General features: G+C 62.9%; 16 protein-coding genes. 5 read left to right on the top strand and 11 right to left on the bottom strand.

The genetic code is table 11. The features are described from left to right. The first annotated feature begins 30 nt into the window (after positions 1-30). Positions 31-1,431, top strand: a complete 1,401-nt coding sequence (gltX, locus tag RA26_RS09090; protein WP_039182899.1) for a glutamate--tRNA ligase — start codon at positions 31-33, stop codon at positions 1,429-1,431. Between the two features lie 129 nt (positions 1,432-1,560). Then, on the top strand, positions 1,561-2,856 hold the full coding sequence (locus RA26_RS09085) for a citrate synthase (protein ID WP_039182896.1): 1,296 nt from the start codon (positions 1,561-1,563) through the stop codon (positions 2,854-2,856). 149 nt (positions 2,857-3,005) lie between these two features. Here RA26_RS09085 and RA26_RS09080 read toward each other — a convergent pair whose 3' ends face one another. From RA26_RS09080 to RA26_RS09030, 11 genes are all read right to left on the bottom strand, one after another. After that, complete coding sequence (locus RA26_RS09080; RefSeq protein WP_039182892.1) at positions 3,006-3,782, bottom strand: enoyl-CoA hydratase-related protein; 777 nt, start codon at positions 3,780-3,782, stop codon at positions 3,006-3,008. Positions 3,783-3,892: 110 nt separating this feature from the next. After that, positions 3,893-4,366 (bottom strand): cytochrome c-type biogenesis protein, encoded by a 474-nt coding sequence (locus RA26_RS09075; protein WP_039183430.1) that lies wholly within the window; start codon positions 4,364-4,366, stop codon positions 3,893-3,895. Positions 4,367-4,371: 5 nt separating this feature from the next. Beyond that, a complete protein-coding gene (locus RA26_RS09070; protein WP_039182889.1) occupies positions 4,372-6,336 on the bottom strand; it encodes a heme lyase CcmF/NrfE family subunit in 1,965 nt (654 codons plus the stop codon). A 110-nt stretch (positions 6,337-6,446) separates the two neighbouring features. After that, positions 6,447-7,022: a holin family protein gene (locus RA26_RS09065; protein ID WP_039182885.1), complete on the bottom strand. Its 576-nt coding sequence runs from the start codon at positions 7,020-7,022 to the stop codon at positions 6,447-6,449. Beyond that, entirely contained in the window at positions 7,013-7,624 is a 612-nt protein-coding gene (locus RA26_RS09060; RefSeq protein WP_039182883.1) for a holin-associated N-acetylmuramidase, read from the bottom strand. Before RA26_RS09060 ends, RA26_RS09065 begins: the two co-directional genes overlap by 10 nt. Before the next feature lie 197 nt (positions 7,625-7,821). Then, the gene (ccmE, locus tag RA26_RS09055; RefSeq protein ID WP_039182880.1) at positions 7,822-8,265 is read right to left on the bottom strand and encodes a cytochrome c maturation protein CcmE; all 444 of its coding nucleotides are present in this window, start codon (positions 8,263-8,265) and stop codon (positions 7,822-7,824) included. 40 nt (positions 8,266-8,305) lie between these two features. Next, the gene (gene argC, locus RA26_RS09050) at positions 8,306-9,334 is read right to left on the bottom strand and encodes an N-acetyl-gamma-glutamyl-phosphate reductase (RefSeq protein WP_039182877.1); all 1,029 of its coding nucleotides are present in this window, start codon (positions 9,332-9,334) and stop codon (positions 8,306-8,308) included. Between the two features lie 114 nt (positions 9,335-9,448). Continuing rightward, positions 9,449-10,258 carry a glutamate racemase gene (gene murI, locus RA26_RS09045; RefSeq protein ID WP_039182875.1) on the bottom strand — a complete coding sequence of 270 codons (810 nt, stop codon included), beginning with the start codon at positions 10,256-10,258 and terminating at the stop codon, positions 9,449-9,451. Between the two features lie 9 nt (positions 10,259-10,267). Then, entirely contained in the window at positions 10,268-11,146 is an 879-nt protein-coding gene (locus RA26_RS09040; RefSeq protein ID WP_039182872.1) for a lysophospholipid acyltransferase family protein, read from the bottom strand. A gap of 119 nt (positions 11,147-11,265) precedes the next feature. Next, the gene (locus RA26_RS09035; RefSeq protein WP_039182869.1) at positions 11,266-11,859 is read right to left on the bottom strand and encodes a dimethylsulfonioproprionate lyase family protein; all 594 of its coding nucleotides are present in this window, start codon (positions 11,857-11,859) and stop codon (positions 11,266-11,268) included. A gap of 262 nt (positions 11,860-12,121) precedes the next feature. After that, positions 12,122-15,541 (bottom strand): indolepyruvate ferredoxin oxidoreductase family protein, encoded by a 3,420-nt coding sequence (locus RA26_RS09030; RefSeq protein WP_039182866.1) that lies wholly within the window; start codon positions 15,539-15,541, stop codon positions 12,122-12,124. Between the two features lie 169 nt (positions 15,542-15,710). Between RA26_RS09030 and RA26_RS09025 the strand changes: the two genes are divergently transcribed. The 3 genes from RA26_RS09025 to RA26_RS09015 all read left to right on the top strand — a co-directional run bounded on the left by RA26_RS09025 (position 15,711) and on the right by RA26_RS09015 (position 20,377). Further along, on the top strand, positions 15,711-16,616 hold the full coding sequence (locus RA26_RS09025) for a LysR family transcriptional regulator (protein ID WP_039182863.1): 906 nt from the start codon (positions 15,711-15,713) through the stop codon (positions 16,614-16,616). Positions 16,617-16,992: 376 nt separating this feature from the next. Continuing rightward, entirely contained in the window at positions 16,993-19,263 is a 2,271-nt protein-coding gene (locus RA26_RS09020; RefSeq protein ID WP_039182860.1) for a mechanosensitive ion channel family protein, read from the top strand. After that, the gene (locus tag RA26_RS09015; protein ID WP_241482615.1) at positions 19,241-20,377 is read left to right on the top strand and encodes a BamA/TamA family outer membrane protein; all 1,137 of its coding nucleotides are present in this window, start codon (positions 19,241-19,243) and stop codon (positions 20,375-20,377) included. Before RA26_RS09020 ends, RA26_RS09015 begins: the two co-directional genes overlap by 23 nt. Positions 20,378-20,467: the final 90 nt, after the last annotated feature.

Below are 20,467 nucleotides of genomic sequence, written 5' to 3'. Positions count from 1 at the left end.
CACATGGTTTCCAAAAGGTAAATCCTGCACATGACCCAACCGGTTGTCACCCGCTTCGCGCCTTCTCCCACCGGCTATCTGCATATCGGCGGCGCCCGCACTGCGCTGTTCAACTGGCTGTATGCCCGCGGCCGCGGCGGCAAGTTCCTGCTGCGGATCGAGGACACAGACCGCGAACGCTCCACGCCGGAGGCCACCGCTGCCATCCTGCAGGGTATGGAATGGCTGGGGCTGGATCATGACGGTGAGGTGATCAGCCAGTTCGAACGCGCGGACCGCCACGCCGAGGTTGCCAGGCAGCTGCTGGCCGAGGGCAAGGCCTATAAATGCTTTGCCACCCAGGAAGAAATCGCCGCCTTCCGCGATCAGGCAAAGGCTGAGGGCAAATCCACCCTCTACCGGTCGCCCTGGCGCAATGCGGATGCCACCAGCCACCCGGATGCGCCTTTTGTGATCCGCATCAAGGCGCCGCAGGATGGCGCCACCGTGATCAAGGACGAGGTGCAGGGCGACGTCACCATCCGCAACGACCAGCTGGACGACATGATCCTGCTGCGTTCCGACGGAACCCCGGTCTATATGCTGGCGGTTGTGGTTGATGACCACGACATGGGCGTGACCCATGTGATCCGCGGCGACGACCACCTGAACAACGCCGCCCGCCAGATGATGATCTATCAGGCGATGGGCTGGGACGTGCCGGTCTGGGCGCATATCCCGCTGATCCATGGTGCGGACGGCAAGAAACTGTCCAAACGCCACGGTGCGCTCGGCGCGCAGGAATACCAGGCGATGGGCTACCCGGCGGCCGGCATGCGCAACTACCTGGCGCGTCTCGGCTGGTCACACGGCGATGACGAGTTTTTTACGGACGCGCAGGCAAAAGAGTGGTTTAATCTCGGCGGCATCGGCAAAAGCCCGGCCCGGTTCGACACCAAGAAGCTGGAGAATCTCTGCGGTCAGCACATTGCCATCGGCGATGATGCCGCGCTGCGGCAAGAAATCTGCGCCTATCTGGCGGCTGCCGGGGAAGCCGCCCTGACTGACGCGCAGTCACAAGGCCTGGAGCGTGCGATGTATTGCCTCAAGGACCGGGCGCGCACATTCCCTGAACTGCTTGAAAAAGCACATTTTATCCTTGCTTCACGGCCTCTTGACCGGGATGCGAAGGCAGAAAAAGCCCTGTCTTCTGTATCCGATGGTATACTGGATGAATTGACGCCGCAGTTGCAAAATGCTAGCTGGGTCCGTGACGATCTGGAGGCGCTTCTGAACGGATTTGCAGAAGCCCATGATACCAAGTTCGGCAAACTGGCAGGCCCCTTGCGGGCGGTGCTGGCCGGCCGGGCGGTAACGCCTTCGGTGTTCGACATGATGCTGATTCTGGGCCGCGAGGAAACCATCGCCCGGCTCAAGGACGCAACAGGCTGACCGCGGCCAGGCCGCCCGGGAACGCCTGTTTTTGATACGACAACCCCTGCGCGGCCTCGCGCAGGCGCTGCCCCGCATGAAGACGCCCGGACGGGGCAGCTTTCGTGCCTGCAACAGGAAGGGACATCTATGACCGAGACACAGAAATCTGCCACGCTCACGCTGAATGGCGAAAATTACGAGCTGCCCATTTTCTCGCCAACGGCCGGGCCTGATGTTGTCGACATCCGCAAGCTCTACGCGCAGGCAGGTGTGTTCACCTATGACCCGGGCTTCACCTCCACCGCGAGCTGCGACAGCACCATCACCTATATCGACGGTGACAAGGGCGAACTGCTGCACCGCGGCTACCCGATCGACCAGCTGGCGTCCAAGTCGCACTACCTCGAGGTCTGCTATCTGCTGCTTTACGGTGAACTGCCGACCGCAGCCCAGCTCGAGGATTTCGAAACCCGTGTGACCCGTCACACCATGGTGCATGAGCAGATGCACAACTTCTTCCGCGGGTTCCGCCGCGACGCGCACCCGATGGCGACACTGGTGGGTGTTGTCGGCGCAATGTCGGCTTTCTACCACGACTCGCTGGATGTGACCGACCCCTGGCAGCGTGAGGTTGCCGCCGTGCGCCTGATCGCCAAGCTGCCGACCATCGCCGCGATGGCCTATAAGTATTCGATCGGCCAGCCGTTTGTTTATCCGCGCAACGACCTGGATTACGCCGCCAACTTCCTGCACATGTGCTTCTCGGTTCCCGCCGAGGAATACCACGTGAACCCGATCCTCAGCCGGGCCATGGACCGTATCCTGACCCTGCACGCGGATCACGAGCAGAACGCCTCCACCTCTACCGTGCGCCTGGCGTCCTCTTCCGGCGCGAACCCCTTTGCCTGTATCGCGGCCGGCATCGCCTGCCTCTGGGGCCCGGCCCACGGCGGCGCCAATCAGGCTTGCCTGGAGATGCTCAAGGAAATCGGCACTGTTGACCGCATTCCCGAATACATCGCCCGCGCCAAGGACAAAAACGACCCGTTCCGCCTGATGGGCTTTGGCCACCGCGTGTACAAGAACACCGACCCGCGCGCGACCGTTCTCAAACAGTCCGCGGATGAAGTTCTGGAGCTCTTGGGCGTTGATGACAACCCGCTGCTGCAGGTCGCCAAGGAGCTGGAGCAGACCGCCCTCAATGATCCTTACTTCATTGAGAAGAAGCTGTTCCCGAACGTCGACTTCTACTCCGGTATCATCCTGGAGGCGATGGGCTTCCCGACCTCGATGTTTACGCCGATCTTTGCGCTGTCGCGCACCGTCGGCTGGATCTCGCAGTGGAAGGAAATGATCGCCGACCCGCAAAACAAGATCGGCCGCCCGCGCCAGCTGTACCTCGGCGAAACCATGCGCGACTACATCGACATCGAACAGCGCTGAGCAGCCGGCACTAGATGACAAACGCCCCGCAAACTGCGGGGCGTTTTTTTTGTTTTGAAGCACATGTTTAACCGGGGGCGGGCTTGCCGGGAAACGCTGCAAAAAGCGTTTCCTAATGCCATGGCTAACCCCGCAGTCTCAGAAAGGCGTCAGCGCCCCTCGAATTTCGCGGGGCGTTTTTCCATGAACGCGGTCACGCCTTCCAGGAAATCACGGGTCTTGCCGCATTGACCCTGCAGATGCGCCTCTTCCGACAACTGCTCTGCCAAGGTGCGGCCATAGCTGTCGCGCAGGGCCGCCTTGGTGGCAGCCAGCGCCTTGGTCGGGCCTTCGGCCAGATAGGCTGCACGCGCGCGCCAGTGAGCGTCAAATTCGGCGTCCGGCACCGCTTCCCAGATCATGCCCCAATCGCTGGCCTGCTGCGCGCTGATGCGGTCGGCAAACAGCGCTGCACCCGTGGCCTTGGCCAGGCCGATCTGGCGCGGCAGGAACCAGGTGCCGCCGGCATCCGGGATCAGCCCGATCTTGGTGAAGGCCTGCATGAAGAACGCGCTTTCGCAGGCAATCACCACATCCGCCGCCAGCGCCAGGTTGGCCCCTGCCCCGGCTGCGGCGCCATTGACTGCGGCAATCACCGGCACCGGGCAATCATAGATCGCCTGCAGCATCGGCAGATACTCATCGCGCAGGGTGCGCTCCAGATCCAGCTTGCCCTGGCTGCCGGCATCGCTCAGGTCCTGACCGGAGCAGAAAGCATCGCCAGCGCCCGTCAGCACCACCGCGCGCGCCTCTCCCGCGGCCAGCCGCATCGCATGGGTTATCTCCGACCGCATCCGGCTGGTCAGCGCGTTCTTGCGGGCTTCCCGGTTCAGCGTGATCACCGCCAGCCCGTCCTGCAGTGAAAACAGGATTTCTTTGTATTCCATCGGAGTGCCCCATCTAACAATAGCCCTGGGCCGCGCGATCTGTCCGCCAGCGCAGCCGGTTGGCAGGCATCGTGACGCAAAGCGCGCGGGCCGGAAAGACAGACCCGGCGTCAATCCTCCAGGATTTTCTTGAGCCGTTCCTGCTCTTCGGCGCTCAGGGATTGCTCTGCCGCCTTTGGCGTACGCGCCCGGCCGCGGACATAGAAGATCCCGATCACTAGCGCTGCCAGCAGCATCAATGGACCCGCAGCCCAAAGCAGCAGGTTGGCGCCCTGCGCTGTGGGATTCAACAGCACGTATTCGCCGTACCGGTCGACGATGAAATCCATCGCCTCCCGGTCGCTGTCGCCGGCCACCAGCCGCTCGCGCAGCAGCACGCGCAAATCGCGGGCAAGCTCGGCGTTGGAGTCATCGATGCTTTCATTGCGGCAAACCAGGCAGCGAAGGCCCTCTGACAGGTCGCGGGCGCGGGCCTCCAGCGCCGGATCATCCAGCACCTCATCCGGTTCCACTGCCAGCACCGGGGCCGGAACGTAGACCGCTAAAGCCATCAACGCCGCCAAGGCAAGGATCAGGAAACGCATCTGCTTCATTCTGCCGGCACTCCTGCAGAGGGTGTCTTGCGCGCGCCCGCGGCAACGCGGAAACGCCGGTCGCTGAGGCTGAGGAGCCCGCCAAGCGACATCAGGATGCAGCCCGCCCAGATCCAGTTGGCAAAGGGCTTGATATAGGTCCGCATGGTCCAGCTTCCGTCCGCCTGCTGGTCGCCCAGCACCACATAGAGGTCACGAGTCACGCGATAGTCGATGGCTGCCTCGGTGGTGGGCATCTTGGCAACCGGGTAGTCGCGTTTTTCCGGGAACATCACTGCCTCGGGGCGGCCATTGCGGGTGACTTCGACCCGGCCCTTGGTGGTGAAATAGTTTGGCCCCTGCTCGCGGCTCACGTCTTTCAGCGTCAAGGTGAAGGCGCCAACTTCAAACGGTTCACCCAGCTTGGCAACGCGGATGTCCTCCTGCTCCCAGGCGGTCAGGCCTGCGATGGCAAAGATGGTGATGCCAAGGCCCCCATGAGCCACGGCCTTGCCCCAGTCGGCCCGCGGCAGCCGCAGCATGCGGGTCAGGCGGTTCGACTTGCCGCTGCGCAGCCACAGGTCGGCCAGCGCGCCAAACACCATCCAGGAGCCAAGGAACAGCCCCACCGGCCCCAGCGCGGACCGCCCGGTCTGCATCGCCCAGGCCAAGACGCCCAGCGACACCGCCAGCAAAAACACATAGCGCAGCTGCCAGGCCACCTTGCCGATCCGCCCGCGCTTCCACGGCAGCATGGCGCCGATCGGCATGATCAGCCCCAGCACCACCATGAACGGTGTGAAGGCAGAGTTGAAGAACGGCGGGCCGACGCTCAGCTTGCGGTCAAAGACCATCTCCGCGACGATCGGCCAGACGGTGCCGAAGAACACCACAAAGCAGCTGACCGCCAGCAGGATGTTATTGGCCACCAGTGCGGTTTCGCGGCTGACCATGCCAAACAGGCCCTTGGCCTCCATCGCCTGGGCGCGGGCGGCAAACAGCGTCAGTGCACCGCCGGTGAAAAACGCCAGAATGAACAGGATGAACACGCCGCGTTCCGGGTCGTTGGCAAAAGCGTGCACGCTGGTGATGATGCCAGAGCGCACGATGAAAGTGCCGATCAGGGAGAAGCCGAAGGCGAGGATCGCCAGCAGGATGGTCCAGCTTTTCAGCGCCTCACGCTTTTCCACCACGATGGCGGAGTGCAGCAGCGCGGCGGCCAGCAGCCAGGGCATGAAGGAGGCGTTTTCAACCGGGTCCCAGAACCAGAAGCCGCCCCAGCCCAGTTCGTAATAGGCCCACCAGGACCCCAGCGCGATGCCGATGGTCAGAAACACCCAGGCCGCCAGCGTCCAGGGCCGCACCCAGCGGCCCCAGGCAGCGTCGATGCGGCCTTCGATCAGGGCGGCGACGGCAAAGGAGAATGCCATCGAAAGCCCAACATAGCCGAGGTAGAGGAACGGCGGATGGAAGGCCAGCCCCGGGTCCTGCAGCAGCGGGTTCAGGTCCTGCCCGTCAAACGGCGGCACCGTCAGCCGCAGGAACGGGTTGGAGGTGAACAGGATGAAGGCAAAGAACGCCACACCAATCGCCGCCTGCACTGACAGCACGCGCGCCTTCAGTGTCGGGGGCAGCCCGCCGCCAAAGACCGATGCCATGGCGCCGAACAGGCTGACGATCAGCACCCACAGCAGCATCGATCCCTCGTGGTTGCCCCAAGTTCCGGAGATCTTGTACAGCATCGGCTTGGCCGAATGGCTGTTGAGCGTCACCAGCTTCAGAGAGAAGTCCGAGGTGATGAAGGCCCACATCAGCGCGCCAAACGAGAACGCAGTAAACAGGAATTGCGCCTGTGCGGCAGGTTCCGCCACGGCCATCCAGCCGGGCCAGCGTTTATGGGCGCCGATCAAGGGGATAACGGCCTGCACGATGGCAATCATGAAGGCGAGAATTAGGGCGAAATGTCCGAGTTCTGTGATCATGTGCCGGTCTGTCCATGCATGGTCTTCAGGGATGGGTTTCCTATACGCCTCTCTGCCGGCAGGGCCAATGGCAAACGCCGCGCCACGCCGCCGCAGAAGGCAAATTGTGATCAGCCGCGGCTGGTTTTCCAGGCCCTCAGGGCTGGGTTGACTTCTAATTCGGTGGCATCCAGCCGGGCAGCGGCATCGGTGCCGGTCGACGCTGCCGCGGGTGAGTCTGCCCTAAGGTGCTCCAGCACGGCGATGTTGCTTGCCACCTGTGGCACCCGCGCCATGCTGGCAGCGAGCCCCTGCTGGAATTCCTGGCTTTTCATCTGATGGCGCGCGCCGAAGTAGAATGAGACGATGACGCCCAAAAGCCACCACAGCGGCTCCGGCACCAGCGCCAACCCTTGCATACGGGCGGCAAACCAAACCGGATCGCTGAGCGCGGAAATCATCAGCGCCAGGGTCCCCAGCGCCAGCAAGGGCCGGGGCAGCCGGTTGACGCCGTCCATGAACCGGTCGAACCGGCTTTTGCCGCCGTACTGGAATTCGGCGGCCAGCTGGCTGAGTGCCGCGGACTGCATCTGATGCGCCCGCGCCGCACCCGCCTCGGCATTCTCGCGGAACACCTCAGCCGTTTCGCGCAACACATTGCGCCGGCTTCCGAAAATCAACCCCAGAACATCCGTGATCAGCCCCATTCTGCTGTCCTCCGCTGAAATGCCTGACGGCTCAGGTGGTACTGGGCTGAGATGAACTCCTCCGCCCGTTTGATCCAGCCACCCTTGGTGCCGTCGCGGGCACGGGCGAATTTGCGGCTGGCTGCACGGCGATCCGCCAGACGGAAGTAGTAATTCCGGCGGGCTATGCCGTAGGCGTCGCGCAGGGCGTCCGCGTCAACCAATGCCGCCTGCGCTGCCGCTGATGCCGTCTGCGGGCCGATGGCACCGTCCACAACGACATCAAACCCCATTTCGTTCAACAGCCGCTGCAGGATGCGCACCGCATTGCTGCCGGCATTCACATACATATCGAACATCGATGGCTGCAGGCAGGCAGGCAGGCTTGTGATGCCGGGTGCCTCAAAGTAATGGCGGATGAAAATCTCCACCGCCTGCGCCCGGCTCAGCGCCTTCACGTCCTGCACAGTCACAATCCCGTCACCGGTCAGGTCCAGCCCCAGCCGCCGCATTGTGCCGATGGTCACCCCGTGTTTGGTGGCCCCGCCCGGGTCATCCGGATCATTCACAAAGCCGCCTTCGCGCGCCACGATCTGTTCTGCAATTTCAGTCACTGTCAGCATGTCACCTCACCACTTCCGGTTTGGCTCATACTGCCGCATGGGGCCTAAGATCCCCTGACACCACCGTACGCTGGGTGCGCAACACCCCCAGCAAAGCGCTGGTGCGCCGCGCATCGCGCGGCGCCGGGCCCAACGCAAAACGCCCCCCGGAAGGGAGGCGTCTTTGGGGCGGGAGCGCTCTGCTTCCAAGACCGGGCTTAGGTTTCGGGCTCCTGATAAACGCCTTGTTCCTTCAGCGCGTCCATGACTTCCTTGGGCATGTAGGTTTCGTCATGTTTTGCCAGAATTTCAGTGGCTTCAAAGACGCCATTTACGTAGCTGCCGGTCCCGACCATGCCCTGGTTCTCTTCAAACAGGTCGGGCAGCACGCCGGTATAGGCGACCTGCACTGTTGCTCCGCCGTCGGTGACGTCGAAATGCACGGTCATGCCTTGGCCGCGCACCAGCGAGCCTTCGGCGACCAGCCCGCCGATGCGGAAGACTTCCGATGGTTTCGGCGGCTCTTCGGCCACCTGGCTGGGCGAACGGAAATAGTTGATCCCGTCCTGCAGGGCATAGCCGATCAGGGCGGTTGCCACGATCAGGGCCACCGCGGCAACCGCGATGACCTGGATCCGGCGCTGTTTCTTCAGGTTCTTCATGGTGTCCTCAATTCAGGCCCAAGCCAGCGCCGCCCCCGGATCAGGGGAACAGCGGCGCCATCAACAAGCCCTCGGTTTCTTCCTCACCTAACATCAGGTTGGCGTTCTGCAAGGCCTGGCCGCTGCTTCCTTTTGTCAGGTTATCCAGTGCTGCGATGACGATGGCACGGCCTTCGATCCGGTCCTGTGCCACGCCGATATGGCAGAAATTAGAGCCGCGCACGTGGTGGGTGCTCGGCGCCTCGCCAAACGGCAGAAGTTCGATGAAGGGCTCATCGGCGTAAGCCTGGGCAAAGGTATCATGGATCGCCTGTGCATCACCCTTGACATAGACGGTCGCAAGGATGCCGCGGTTCACCGGCAGCAGGTGCGGGGTGAACTGCACCTTGACCGGGCGGCCGGCGATCTTGCTGAACTCCTGGTCGAACTCGCCCAGGTGCCGGTGGGTGCCACCGATGGCATAGGCGTTGTAGCCCTCGCTCAGCTCTGCGTGCAGCAGGTTTTCCTTGAGCGACCGGCCGGCGCCGGAGACTGCGCATTTCAGGTCCAGGATGATGTCGTCCAGGTCAATGACGCCAGCCGCGATCAGCGGCCGCAGGGCGAACTGGCCGGTGGCAGCGTTGCAACCCGTTCCGGCCACCAGCCGCGCGGATTTGATCTCATCCCGGTAGAATTCGGTGAGGCCATAGACCGCCTCTTCCTGCTGCGCCAGCGCGGCATGGGGGTTGCCGTACCATTTCTCGTATTCCGCCGGGTCGCGCAGCCGGAAGTCTGCCGACAGGTCGACGATCTTCAGGTCCTTGGGCAGGGCGGCGATCACCTCCTGGCTGGTCTTGTGCGGCAGCGCGCAAAAGCAGAGGTCGATGCCCGCAAAGTCGATCTCATTGATCTTGCACAGCACCGGCAGTTCCATATGGCGCAGGTGCGGGAACACTTCGGCCATGGTCATGCCGGCCTTGCGGTCGGCTGACAGCGCCGCGATCTCGATATTCGGGTGCTGGGCAATCAGCCGCACCAGTTCGGCGCCGGTATAGCCGGAAGCGCCAAGGATAGCCACTTTATGGGTCATGTCAGACCTCATCCTTCAATATGATATGCCGGTTCCGCAGCCATCTGCGGAGAGAGATAGGAAATACTGCGCCTCGGCACTTTGACCTGGAACAAGGTTCCGGGGCGTATGTGGTCAGGCCGCCTGAAAGGTGATTTCCCGTCGGAGAAACTGGGTCGCGCGGTCGCTGACACGGCCCGGATTGCCGGTGGTATAGAAGCCGCCTGCGCCACTGCCGTTCATGTCCGGGTGGCGGGTCAGATAGTCCGCCAGGCTGTCGGCCACCAGGCTGCCCTGGCTGAACACCTTGACGTCCGGGCCAAGTGCGGCCTGAAAGGTCTGCTCCATCAGCGGGTAATGGGTGCAGCCAAGAATTGCGGCCTGCGGGTGCGGCATCTTGCGTTTCAGCGCATCGACGTGGGAGCGCACCAGCGCCTCCGCAAGGATCATGTCGCCGTCCTCGATCGCGTCGACAACGCCGCCGCAGGCCTGCGCCTCGACATCGACACCAATGGCGCGGAACGCCAGCTCCCGCTGAAAGGCGCGGCTGGCGACGGTGGCAGGTGTTGCGAACAGCGCCACGTGTTTCACCTCCACCTCGCGCGGCGGTGAGTTGTCGCCCCACTGCCGTTCGGTCAGCGCTTCGATCAGCGGCACGAAGACGCCGAGCACCCGCTTGCCCTGGGGCAGCCCGCCCTCCTGCATCCGGCGCAGCGCGGCGGCGGAGGCGGTGTTGCAGGCGAGGATCACCAGATCGCAGCCCTTGTCCCACATGTCTTCAATCGCGGATTTGGTCAGCTGATAAATGTTTTCGGCGTCGCGCACGCCATAAGGCGCGTGGGCGTTGTCGCCGTAGTAAAGGAAATCCACATCCGGCAGGCGCTTTTGCGCCGCGTCCAGGACGGTCAGCCCGCCCAGGCCTGAATCAAAGATGCCTACAGCCATGTCGCCTTCTCACGCGCGGTGTTTTTCTTCGAACTCAAACCCATACCCGTAGGATTTGAGCGGTACTGGAGAAAGCTCATACGTCGCTTTGCGCAGAAAATCCATAAGTGCTTTTGTGTCTTTGGCCATTGGCGCCAGAACGTCGCGGTCAATCGGTTCGCCAATCACCACCCGGACCGGGGTCCCGACGCGTTTGCGGAACTCCTGGATCAGCAGTCCCATGCGCAGGGTGGCGTGCAGGTGACTGGCGATCTGGAACAGCCGCGAAGTATGGCCGTCAAAGAACACCGGGACCACCACGGCATCGGATTTGGCGACCATCCGGGCGGTGAAGCCGCGCCAGCCCGGGTCCATGGGGTGACCCATAGGGCGCGCTGCGGTGGACACAGTGCCGCCCGGAAAGATGCCGATAGCGCCGCCCTGCCCCAGATAGCTGAGCGCCGCCTTGCGGGTTTGCAGGTTTGTCTGCATCGCCTTCCGGGTTTCGGTAAAATCAACGGGCAGGATCACATTGTTCAGGTCCTCCGCCTTGCGGAATAAATGGTTTGCCAGAATGCGGAAATCGCCGCGGGTCTGGGCCAGGATATGCCCCATCATCAGCCCGTCGAGGATGCCGTAAGGATGGTTGGCGATCAGGATCACCGGCTTGTCCCGCGGGATATTCGCCAGCGTTCCGCCTGCGATATCCAGCGTCAGCCCGTAGCGTTCGGCCATCACGGCCCAGAAGTCCCGGCCCGCCGCCACCTCTTTCTCATACCCGGCAGCGCGGCGGATCAGGTTCAGCCGACCAGTGGAGTTCTCCATCAGCCGGATCACCGCGCGGCCTGTGCGGGTGGAGGCGGAATGGGCATAGGAAATGTCACGGGCGATTTGGCGCTGCGCCTGCATCCGGGCGGGTCTCCGTAAGGTGTTTGCAGCCAGATAAGGCCGGCAGCCCTGCATGCAACAGGCTTATGACGCAGGTGTGACGATGTGCAGCCGGTTCCCGCTCAAGGCCGGCAAGTTGGTCAGGCCGCAGTCTCCCGGTTGTCTCCCATCAGCGGCAAGCCCTCCAGCCCGGCCCCGCGCCACAGGACATAGGTCAGGATCGGCTGTGCGCCCGTGTTCATCGCATGCGGCTGCCAGCCGCCGTGCAAGCGCGTTTCGCCAGCGCCCAGCCAGCTCTCGTTCTCTGCTGTCAGGAACTGGGCGCCGCCGCCGAGCACCACGTAAAGTTCTTCTGCCTCGTGGCTGTGCCAATCGTATTTCAACCCGGCGCCCCAATAGGCGATATAGCCGCGCAATTGGGTGCTGCGGAAATGGCCGGTCGGGCCGAACAGCTCAAAATAACCGTAGTTCTGCAGGAAATGCGCGCCGACCTCGGCCTCGGTGTAGGTCTGGGTCCAATGCGCTTGGGATGCTGAGGCGCGCAGAGCATTGATCAGCGGCTGGGTCACGGGCGTGCCCGGCTGGCTGAACCCCGCTACCTGGTCTTGCGCGGGCATTGCTGCGGGCGCAAGCGCAGCCGGCTGCAAGTCACTGGGCCAGGGTGCAAACTCGCGCAGGGCAGGCAGCTGGCTGTGCAGTTCGCGGGCGGCCTGCAAGGCCTGAGAGAGGGACATCGGGCGGCTCCTTTCCGGTACAGCAGAAACATGCAATTCGGGCCGAGCCTAGCGGCGGCGCGTAAAGCCGCGCGCTGCATTTGCAGGAAAATTTGCCAAAAGCGACCGCCGCAGCAAAAAAACAAGCGGACTGGGTCCAAAAGGCGGAACGGCAAACGCCGCGCGTCAGCGCGGCGCCGGGCCCAACGGGTTTGGGCCTTTCTTTGAAAGGGTCAAGGCGGGCGGGAGCGCCCCGCCCTGCCCCGGGTGTTACTCTGCGGCTTTACTCTGCCGCCTGTTTCAGCGGCACGCCGCCCTGGCGCAGCGCGGCCAGCAGTTCCTCTCGGCGTTTGGCGGCCTTCTGCTCGTTCGCCATCTTGACCGGGCCGAAGCCGCGGATCTGCAGCGGAAGTTCGGCCAGTGCGACCAGCGGCTCCATGATCTCAGGCGCAGCTTTCGGCAGCCATTCCTTCATGTCAGCCTCATACTGCTTGATCAGCGCGCGTTCCATCTTGCGCTCTTCGGTGTAGCCGAAGACGTCCAGCGGCGTGCCGCGCAAGCGTTTCAGCTTGGCCAGCAGCCGGAATCCGCGTTCCATGCTTGCGCCGAACTTGCGCTTCTTCGGTCGGCCGTTGGGGTCGGTGCCGCCCAGCATCGGCGGCGCCAGGTGGTAGGAGAGCTTCAGATCGCCCTCAAACGCCTCTTCCGCTTTGGCGCGGCTGTCGAGCAGCAGGCGGGCGACCTCGTACTCGTCTTTATAGGCCAGCAGTTTGTGATAGCCCTTTGCCACCGCTTCCTTGAGGGCGGGATCGCTGATGCCCTCCAGCAGCTTGTCATAGCGCTTGGCCAGCCCCTTGCCCTGGTAGGCCACCAGGTGATCAGCGCGGAAGGCGATTTTCTCGTCCAGCGTCTTGGGCTTGTCCACCACCTTGGGTTCGATCAGCCGGGCCGCCTCTTCCGGGTGCAGCACCGCCCAGCGGCCGATGTCGAAGGCGCGCTTGTTGCGCTCCACCGCGGCGCCATTCATCTCGATCGCCTGCGCGATGGCCTCAAAGCTGACGGGGATCAGACCTTTCTGCCAGGCGCCGCCGAACACCATCATGTTCGAAAAGATCGAGTCGCCCATGGTGGCGCGGGCCAGTTCAGATGCATCAAACAGGTCCAGCTGGTCACGCAACCGCGCCTGCAGGGCCAGTTCCAGACGGTCGGACGGCACCTTAAACTCGGTGTTCTTGGTGAATTCGCCGGTGATGATCTCGTGGCTGTTCACAACCGCGCCGGTCTTGCCGGTTGTGGTCAGGCCCAGGGTCTTGGCGCCGGCGCTCACCACCAGGTCGCCGCCGATCAGGGCGTGCGCCTCGCCGGTGGCGACGCGGATGGCGGAGATATCCTCGGGCTTCTCAGCAATCCGGCAGTGGATATGCACCGCGCCGCCCTTCTGGGCGAGGCCGGCCATTTCCATCAGCCCGGCGCCCTTGCCATCGATCTGCGCTGCCTGCGCCAGCACCGCGCCGATGGTCACCACGCCGGTGCCGCCGACGCCGGTGATCACCACGTTATGAGTGCCGTCGATGGCCGGCAGGTCCGGCTTCGGCAGATCCGGCAGGTCCAGGCCCGCGGTTGCTTCCTTGCGGATCTTGGCGCCTTCGACGGTCACGAAGGACGGGCAGAAGCCGTTCAGGCAGGAGAAGTCCTTGTTGCACGACGACTGGTCGATGGCGCGTTTGCGGCCAAGCTCGGTGTCCTTGGGCACGATGGAGACGCAGTTTGATTGCACCCCGCAATCGCCGCAGCCCTCGCAGACGTCGGTGTTGATGAACACCCGCTGGTCCGGATCCGGGAACTGGCCCCGTTTGCGGCGGCGGCGTTTCTCGGCGGCGCAGGTCTGGATGTAGATAATGGCGGAGACGCCCTCGACCTGTTCGAACTCGCGCTGGATCTTCATCATCTCGGCGCGTTCATGCATCCGCATCCCAGCCGGGAACAGGGCGGCGTCCACGTCTTCCTTCTCGTCATAGACCACGGCCATGGTCTTGACGCCCATCGCCTTCAGCTCATGCGCGATCTGCTGCGCGGTCAGGCCGCCCTCGGCCTGCTGGCCGCCGGTCATCGCCACCGCGTCATTATAGAGTATCTTGTAGGTGATATTGGTGCCTTCGGCCAATGCCGCGCGGATTGCCTGCACGCCGGAGTGGTTGTAGGTGCCGTCGCCCAGGTTCTGGAACACATGCTTGCGGGTGGAGAACGGCGCCTCGCCGACCCAGTTCACTCCCTCGCCGCCCATATGGGTGAAGCCCGTGGTTTCGCGGTCCATCCATTGCACCATGAAGTGGCAGCCGATGCCGGCATAGGCGCGGGAGCCGTCCGGCAGGCGGGTGGAGGAGTTGTGCGGGCAGCCGGAACAGAAGTACGGCAGCCGGGTGGCGATTTCCTCGGCGTTGTCGGCGCGGCGCGCCTCTGCCAGGGCTTCCAGCCCTGCCTTGATTGCTTCGGTCTCGCGGCCTTCCTCAATCAGGATGCCGCCCAGTTTCTCGGCGATCATGATCGGGTCGAGCGCGTATTTGGTCGGGAACAGCTCCTCGCGGTGCATGCCGCCGGCGCCGCCCTTGTACCAGCCGTAAACCCGGCGGCCGCGGCGGTTGTCAAAGATCGCTTCCTTGATCTGGATCTCGATCAGCTTGCGCTTTTCCTCGACCACGACAATAAGGTCCAGGCCTTCGGCCCAGTCGTTGAAGCCCTTCATGTCCATCGGCCAGGTCTGCCCCACCTTGTAGGTGGTGATGCCGAGGCGTTCGGCCATGTTCTCGTCGATGTTCAAGAGCTTCAGCGCATGCACCAGGTCGAGCCAGTTCTTGCCCGCAGCGACAAGGCCGATCTTGGCGCCGGGTTTGCCCCACATGCGCTTGTCCATCTTGTTGGCATGGCTGAACGCCTCTGCCGCAAAGCGCTTGTAGTCGATGATGCGGTTTTCCTGGCGGAAACGGTCGTCATCCAGGCGGATGTTCAACCCGTCGGCGGGCATGTCGAACTCAGGAGTGACAATCTCCATCCGTTCAGGCCGGGCATCGACTACCGAAGTGACCTCAATAGTGTCTTTCATGGTCTTGAGGCCGGTCCAGAGGCCTGAGAATCGGGAAAGCGCATAGCCATAGATGCCATAGTCCAGGATCTCCTGAACGCCCGCCGGGCTGACGATCGGCAGGTAGCAGTCCAAGAGCGACCATTCCGACTGGTGCAGCACGGTGGAGCTTTCGCCGGTGTGGTCATCACCCATCGCCAGAAGCACGCCGCCGTATTTGGAGGAGCCGGCCATATTGGCATGCCGGATCGCGTCGCCAGAGCGGTCGACGCCCGGCCCTTTGCCGTACCACAGGCCGAAAACGCCGTCGTATTTGCCTTCACCGCGGACCTCTGCCTGCTGCGCGCCCCAGAGCGCGGTGACAGCCAGATCCTCGTTCAGCCCGTACTGAAAGGTGACGTCCGCTTCCTTCAGCTGCTTTTCGGCGCGGGACATCTGCAGGTCCACTGCCCCCAGGGGCGATCCGCGGTAGCCGGTGACAAGCCCGGCGGTATTGAGGCCTGCCGCCTTGTCGCGGTGCTTCTGCATCAGCATCAGGCGAACCAGCGCCTGGGTGCCGTTCAGCAGCACAGGCGATTTGGTCAGGTCGTATTTGTCGTTCAGCGTGATTTTCGGCGTGCTCATCGTGGCCTCCTCAACCGGGATTAGCTTGCACTTTCTGCCCGCAAGAATAGGTCATAATTGCTGACCTGAATAGCCGCATTTTTTTCGATTTTGCTCGCTTGCGCCGGGGAAACTGATACATAACTAAGATTTCATACAGTCGGCCCCGAACGGACAGAAAGTAACACATATGGATTGGGATAAGCTCAGAATATTTCACGCGGTGGCCGATGCGGGCAGCCTGACCCATGCGGGGGACAAGCTGAATCTGTCGCAATCCGCGGTCAGCCGCCAGATCCGGGCGCTGGAGGAAAGCCTGAATGCGACGCTTTTCCACCGTCACGCGCGCGGACTGATTCTCACGGAGCAGGGCGAGCTGCTGTTTGACGCGACGCAATCCATGTCTGCGCGGCTGGAAGCGGCCTCTGCCCGCATCCGCGACAGCGAAGAGGAAGTGTTCGGCGAGCTGCGGGTGACCACCACCGTGGGCTTTGGCACCCTGTGGCTGGCGCCGCGGCTGACGAAACTGTATGAACAGTACCCCAACCTCAAGATCGACCTGATGCTGGAAGAGCGGGTGCTGGACCTGCCGATGCGCGAGGCCGACGTGGCAATCCGCATGAAGGAGCCGAGCCAGGCCGATCTGGTGCGCAAGCGGCTGATGACAGTGCGGATGGGGCTTTATGCGACGCCGTCCTATCTTGAAAAGAATGGAAACCTGGAAACATCCGCGGACATCTCCAATCACCGGCTGATCTGCCAGAACCAGCATTCGGCCCAAGTGGGGTCCGCTGCTGTTCTGGGCAAGAAACTGATGGCCTTGAACCCCGGTTCGCTGCTGACGGTGAATAATTACTTTGGTGTGCTGCAGGGCGTCCTGCACAATCTGGGCATCGGCATTCTGCCTGACTATGTGACCGAAGAATTCCCTCAGCTGGTCGAAGTGCTGCCGGAAGAGGTCCAGAACGAGGTTCCGGTCTACCTCGCCTATCCGGAGGAACTGCGCCATTCCCAGCGCGTTGGCGCCTTCCGGGATTTTGTTCAAAGCGAGATCATGGCACACCGCAAGCATATGAAGGAACTGGGCAAACTCTAAGCGCCCGAACCGGGGTGGCGCTATGGTTTTGCGGCTGCTTCACGGCAGGCGGGCCATCCGGCGGCAAATACATGCGTCAGCCATGCAAAAACCGCATAGCAGCATTGACGCTGATTTGGCGTAACTCCCCTTGAAGGGTAGGCCCATTCACCCTAAATGAACCTCATGAAGGCGGCGGCTTCGCCCCCCTTCATACCTCCCTGTTGGACTTCGGCCGAGCTTAGTGCTCGGCCTTTTTTTTGGCCAAACGGCAGCCTGCCGCAGATTAACGTGCTGCGGAGCAAGCCTTTTTCCTTTGACCTGAATACAACTCATCGGTTCAACTGAGCCAGAGGTTACCCGCACCCGGCCCGTTTTACTGGCACAGGAGGTTCCGATGACGTTTATTTTTCAGCACTTCGCCCGCATTTTCAGCGTTTTTTTGACAGTTCTGGTTCTTGGGACAGCCCTGCAGGCACCGGCCATTGCCCAGACCAGCGGGGCCCCGGCTCTGCCTGATCCGCTGACTGAGGACGCCATTCATGAGATGGTCGCCCGAATGTCCGACGATCAGGTCCGGGTGCTGCTGCTTGAAAGGCTGGACGCCGTGGCAGCCCGGCAAGAGGCTGCCACCCCGCCGCCGACCCTGACGGGGCGGGTTGTGCAGCTGTGGACAGCCTTCACGTTGCCGGTCACGGATGCAGTGCGCAAACTGCCGGTGCTGCCGGAAGGCCAGGCCCGGGCGATCGGAAACTTTGTGCAGAAACATGACGGTTTCGGCGGCGTGCTGAAAATGCTGGGGCTGATAGCCCTGACCCTCGCCATCGGCCTGGCTGCCGAATTCGGGGTGCGCAAACTGATCGCGCGCTGGCGCAACCTTGAAACAGTCAGCGGCGATGCGGACACCCTGGCCGGAGCGCTGAGCTTTCTGGGCCGCCGCTTCCTGCGCGAGATAATCGGCCTTGTGGTCTTTTATGTCGTGATCCGCGTTGTGGGCCGCACGCTGCTGGATGCGCACATGCTGCAGTTTGCGGCACCGATGGTCACCTACCTGATCTGGATGCCGCGTGTGGGCGCGGCGGTGTCACGTTTCATCATGGCGCCGGAGCGGCCGGACCGGCGGCTGGTCAATGCCAGTGACCGCTGGGCCGACTTCCTGCATTTGCACACCATTGGTCTGATTTTCCTGGCCGGGCTGACCATTTTCTCCGTTGGCTTCAATGCCGCCAACGGGGTGCCGCCGGAATCAATCCGTCTGGCCTACTGGCTGGACACCCTGGTCTATGTCTACATTATCTGGATTGCCTGGACCGCGCGCGAAGGGCTGGCCGATATGATGCGCGGCACCGACCCGGACCGCACCAGGTACGATGAGATGGCAGCGCAGTATTATCCCTATTTCGCAATGGCTGTGGCGGCGTTGACTTGGGTCACCGTCGGCATCTTGGTTGGCCTCGGAAAAGTGGAACAGCTGATCCACGGCGCCCATTACGTCACCATGTTCTGGCTGCTGGCCGCGCCTGCCCTGGACACGGCTATCCGCGGCCTGGTCAAGCATCTGGTGCCGCCGATGTCCGGTGAGGGCCATCTGGCCGAAGCGGCGTATATCTCCACCAAACGCAGCTATATTCGGATCGGCCGGGTGCTGGTCGCGGGCATTGTACTGATGATCATCTCCAACGCATGGGATGTTGACCTGATGGCCATCGCCACCGGTGCAGAGGGCATTGCCGGCAATATTATCGGCTGCCTGATGACCATCGCAGTGGGCTATGTGGTTTATGAAGGCGTTTCGCTGTGGATCAACAGGCGGCTCGCCAAGGAACAGACCTCCGGCGAGGAGGCTGAGGCGGGCGGTGAAGGCGGCGGCGCGGGCGGGTCCCGGCTGGCGACGGTGCTGCCGCTCTTGCTGGTCACCGCGCAGATCGCCATCGTGGTGATTTTCGGCCTGCTGGCGGTCGGCGCGCTGGGCATCGACATCACGCCGCTTCTGGCCGGTGCGGGGATCCTGGGCCTTGCCATCGGCTTTGGCGCGCAAAAGCTGGTGTCGGATGTGGTATCCGGCATCTTCTTCCTGATCGATGATGCCTTCCGTGTCGGTGAGTACGTGGAGGTCGAAGGCACCCGCGGCACGGTGGAGAAAATCTCCATCCGCTCGATGCAGCTGCGCCATCACCGCGGGCCGATCAACACCATTCCCTATGGCGAGATCCCCAAGCTGACCAACTACAGCCGCGACTGGGTGATCATGAAACTGCGCTTTACCGTGCCGTTTGATACCGATCCCAACAAGGTCAAGAAGATCTTCAAGAAGATCGGCGCCTCGATGCTGGAGGATGAACTGTACAAGGACGACTTCCTGCAGCCGTTCAAAAGCCAGGGCGTGTTTGATTTCGATGACGTCGGTATGATCATGCGCGGCAAGTTCATGGCCAAGCCGGGCACCCAGTTCACCATCCGCAAGGAGATCTACAACCGGGTGAAAGCGGCCTTTGCCGAAAACGGCATCGACTTTGCCCGCCGCGAGGTCCGGGTAGCGATCCCGGGGCTGGAAGATACCGAGCAGTTGAACGACACCGAAAAGGCAGCCGTGGCCGCCGCTGCTGGCAGTGCCGCGCAGCAGCAGGCGGCAGAGGGAGGAGCTGGTGCTGCCGGGCAGAAGAAGTAATATCCTGCTCCGGGCCATCCGCTCTGCTGCCCTGGCCGCCGGGCTTGCAGGCCTGGCAAAGGCCGGGCTGGCCGCAGGTCCTGAACAGACGGAACGCCACCTTAACCATATCGAGACTGCGCAGAAGGCGGAGGGCTATGGCTTCCGCAACGGCTCTGTCGTGGTGGCGCCGGTGCCGTTTTCCAGCCCGATGATCGGCTCCGGCCTTGGCTTAGGCGCGGGCTACCTGTTCAAGACCAGCCCGGAAGCCAACACCTCCGTGATCGGGGTGGGCGGGCTCAGATCCGACAATGGAAGCCAGGCGGCGGCGGTCATGTTCAACTTTGCCCTGCCCGGAAACCGCTGGCAGGTCAAGGCGCTGGCGGCACGGGCGGATGCGGTCTATGACCTCTATACCGGGCTGGGTGTTCTGCCGGTCAGCCAGGACGGATCGCTGGTGCGGATCAATGCCTCCTACGGGGTGACGCCGGACCTGTCTGCCGGTGTCGTTCTGCGCTACTTGGAGACCAGCCTCTCTCCAAACGCAGGCCTGCTGCCATCCAGCCTGCAACCCGATGCCGATCTGGAGATCGGCACCTTCGGCCTCAGCCTCGATTGGGACCGGCGCGACGACAGCGACTATCCCACAGAAGGCACACGGCTGACCGCTTTTGCCACCCGCTCCCATACCCTGGGCGGGCTCAGCCGCCGCTATGACAAGGCCTATGCCATTTTCGACGGCTACCGTCCGCTTGGGCGCGGCGGGGTGTTTGCCCTGCGCGGCACCTTATGCGCGGCCTCCGGAAACACGCCTTTCTTTGATCAATGCTCTATCGGCGCCACCGACAACATGCGCGGCTTCAACAGCACACAGTTCATCGGGCCGCGCTCGGCCTCCATCCAGGCCGAATACCGCAGACGGTTTTCCAGGCGGTGGGGCGGCGTGGTCTTTGCCGGTACCGGCTGGACCGGGCCGGAGTTCGGCGATTTGACGCAGGGCGGCAGCCACAGCGCCGCCGGCGCAGGCGTCCGCTACCGGGTGTCCAAGAAATTTCCAGTGGATTTCTCCATTGATGTCAGCCGCAACAACGAGCAGGAAACCCAGCTTTATGTCTATGTCGGGCAGCGGTTTTGACGCTGCGGCCACGCTGCGTGCATCCGTTTGCGCAACCCCTCTTTCCCAATGGCAAAGCTTGCTCTAAAAGGCGCGCAATCGCAGCCATTG

The organism is Leisingera sp. ANG-M7, assembly GCF_000813965.1.
Lineage (GTDB): Bacteria > Pseudomonadota > Alphaproteobacteria > Rhodobacterales > Rhodobacteraceae > Leisingera.
The sequence above is the reverse complement of the archived record's forward strand: the minus strand, read 5'-3'. Positions and strand labels throughout refer to the sequence as shown.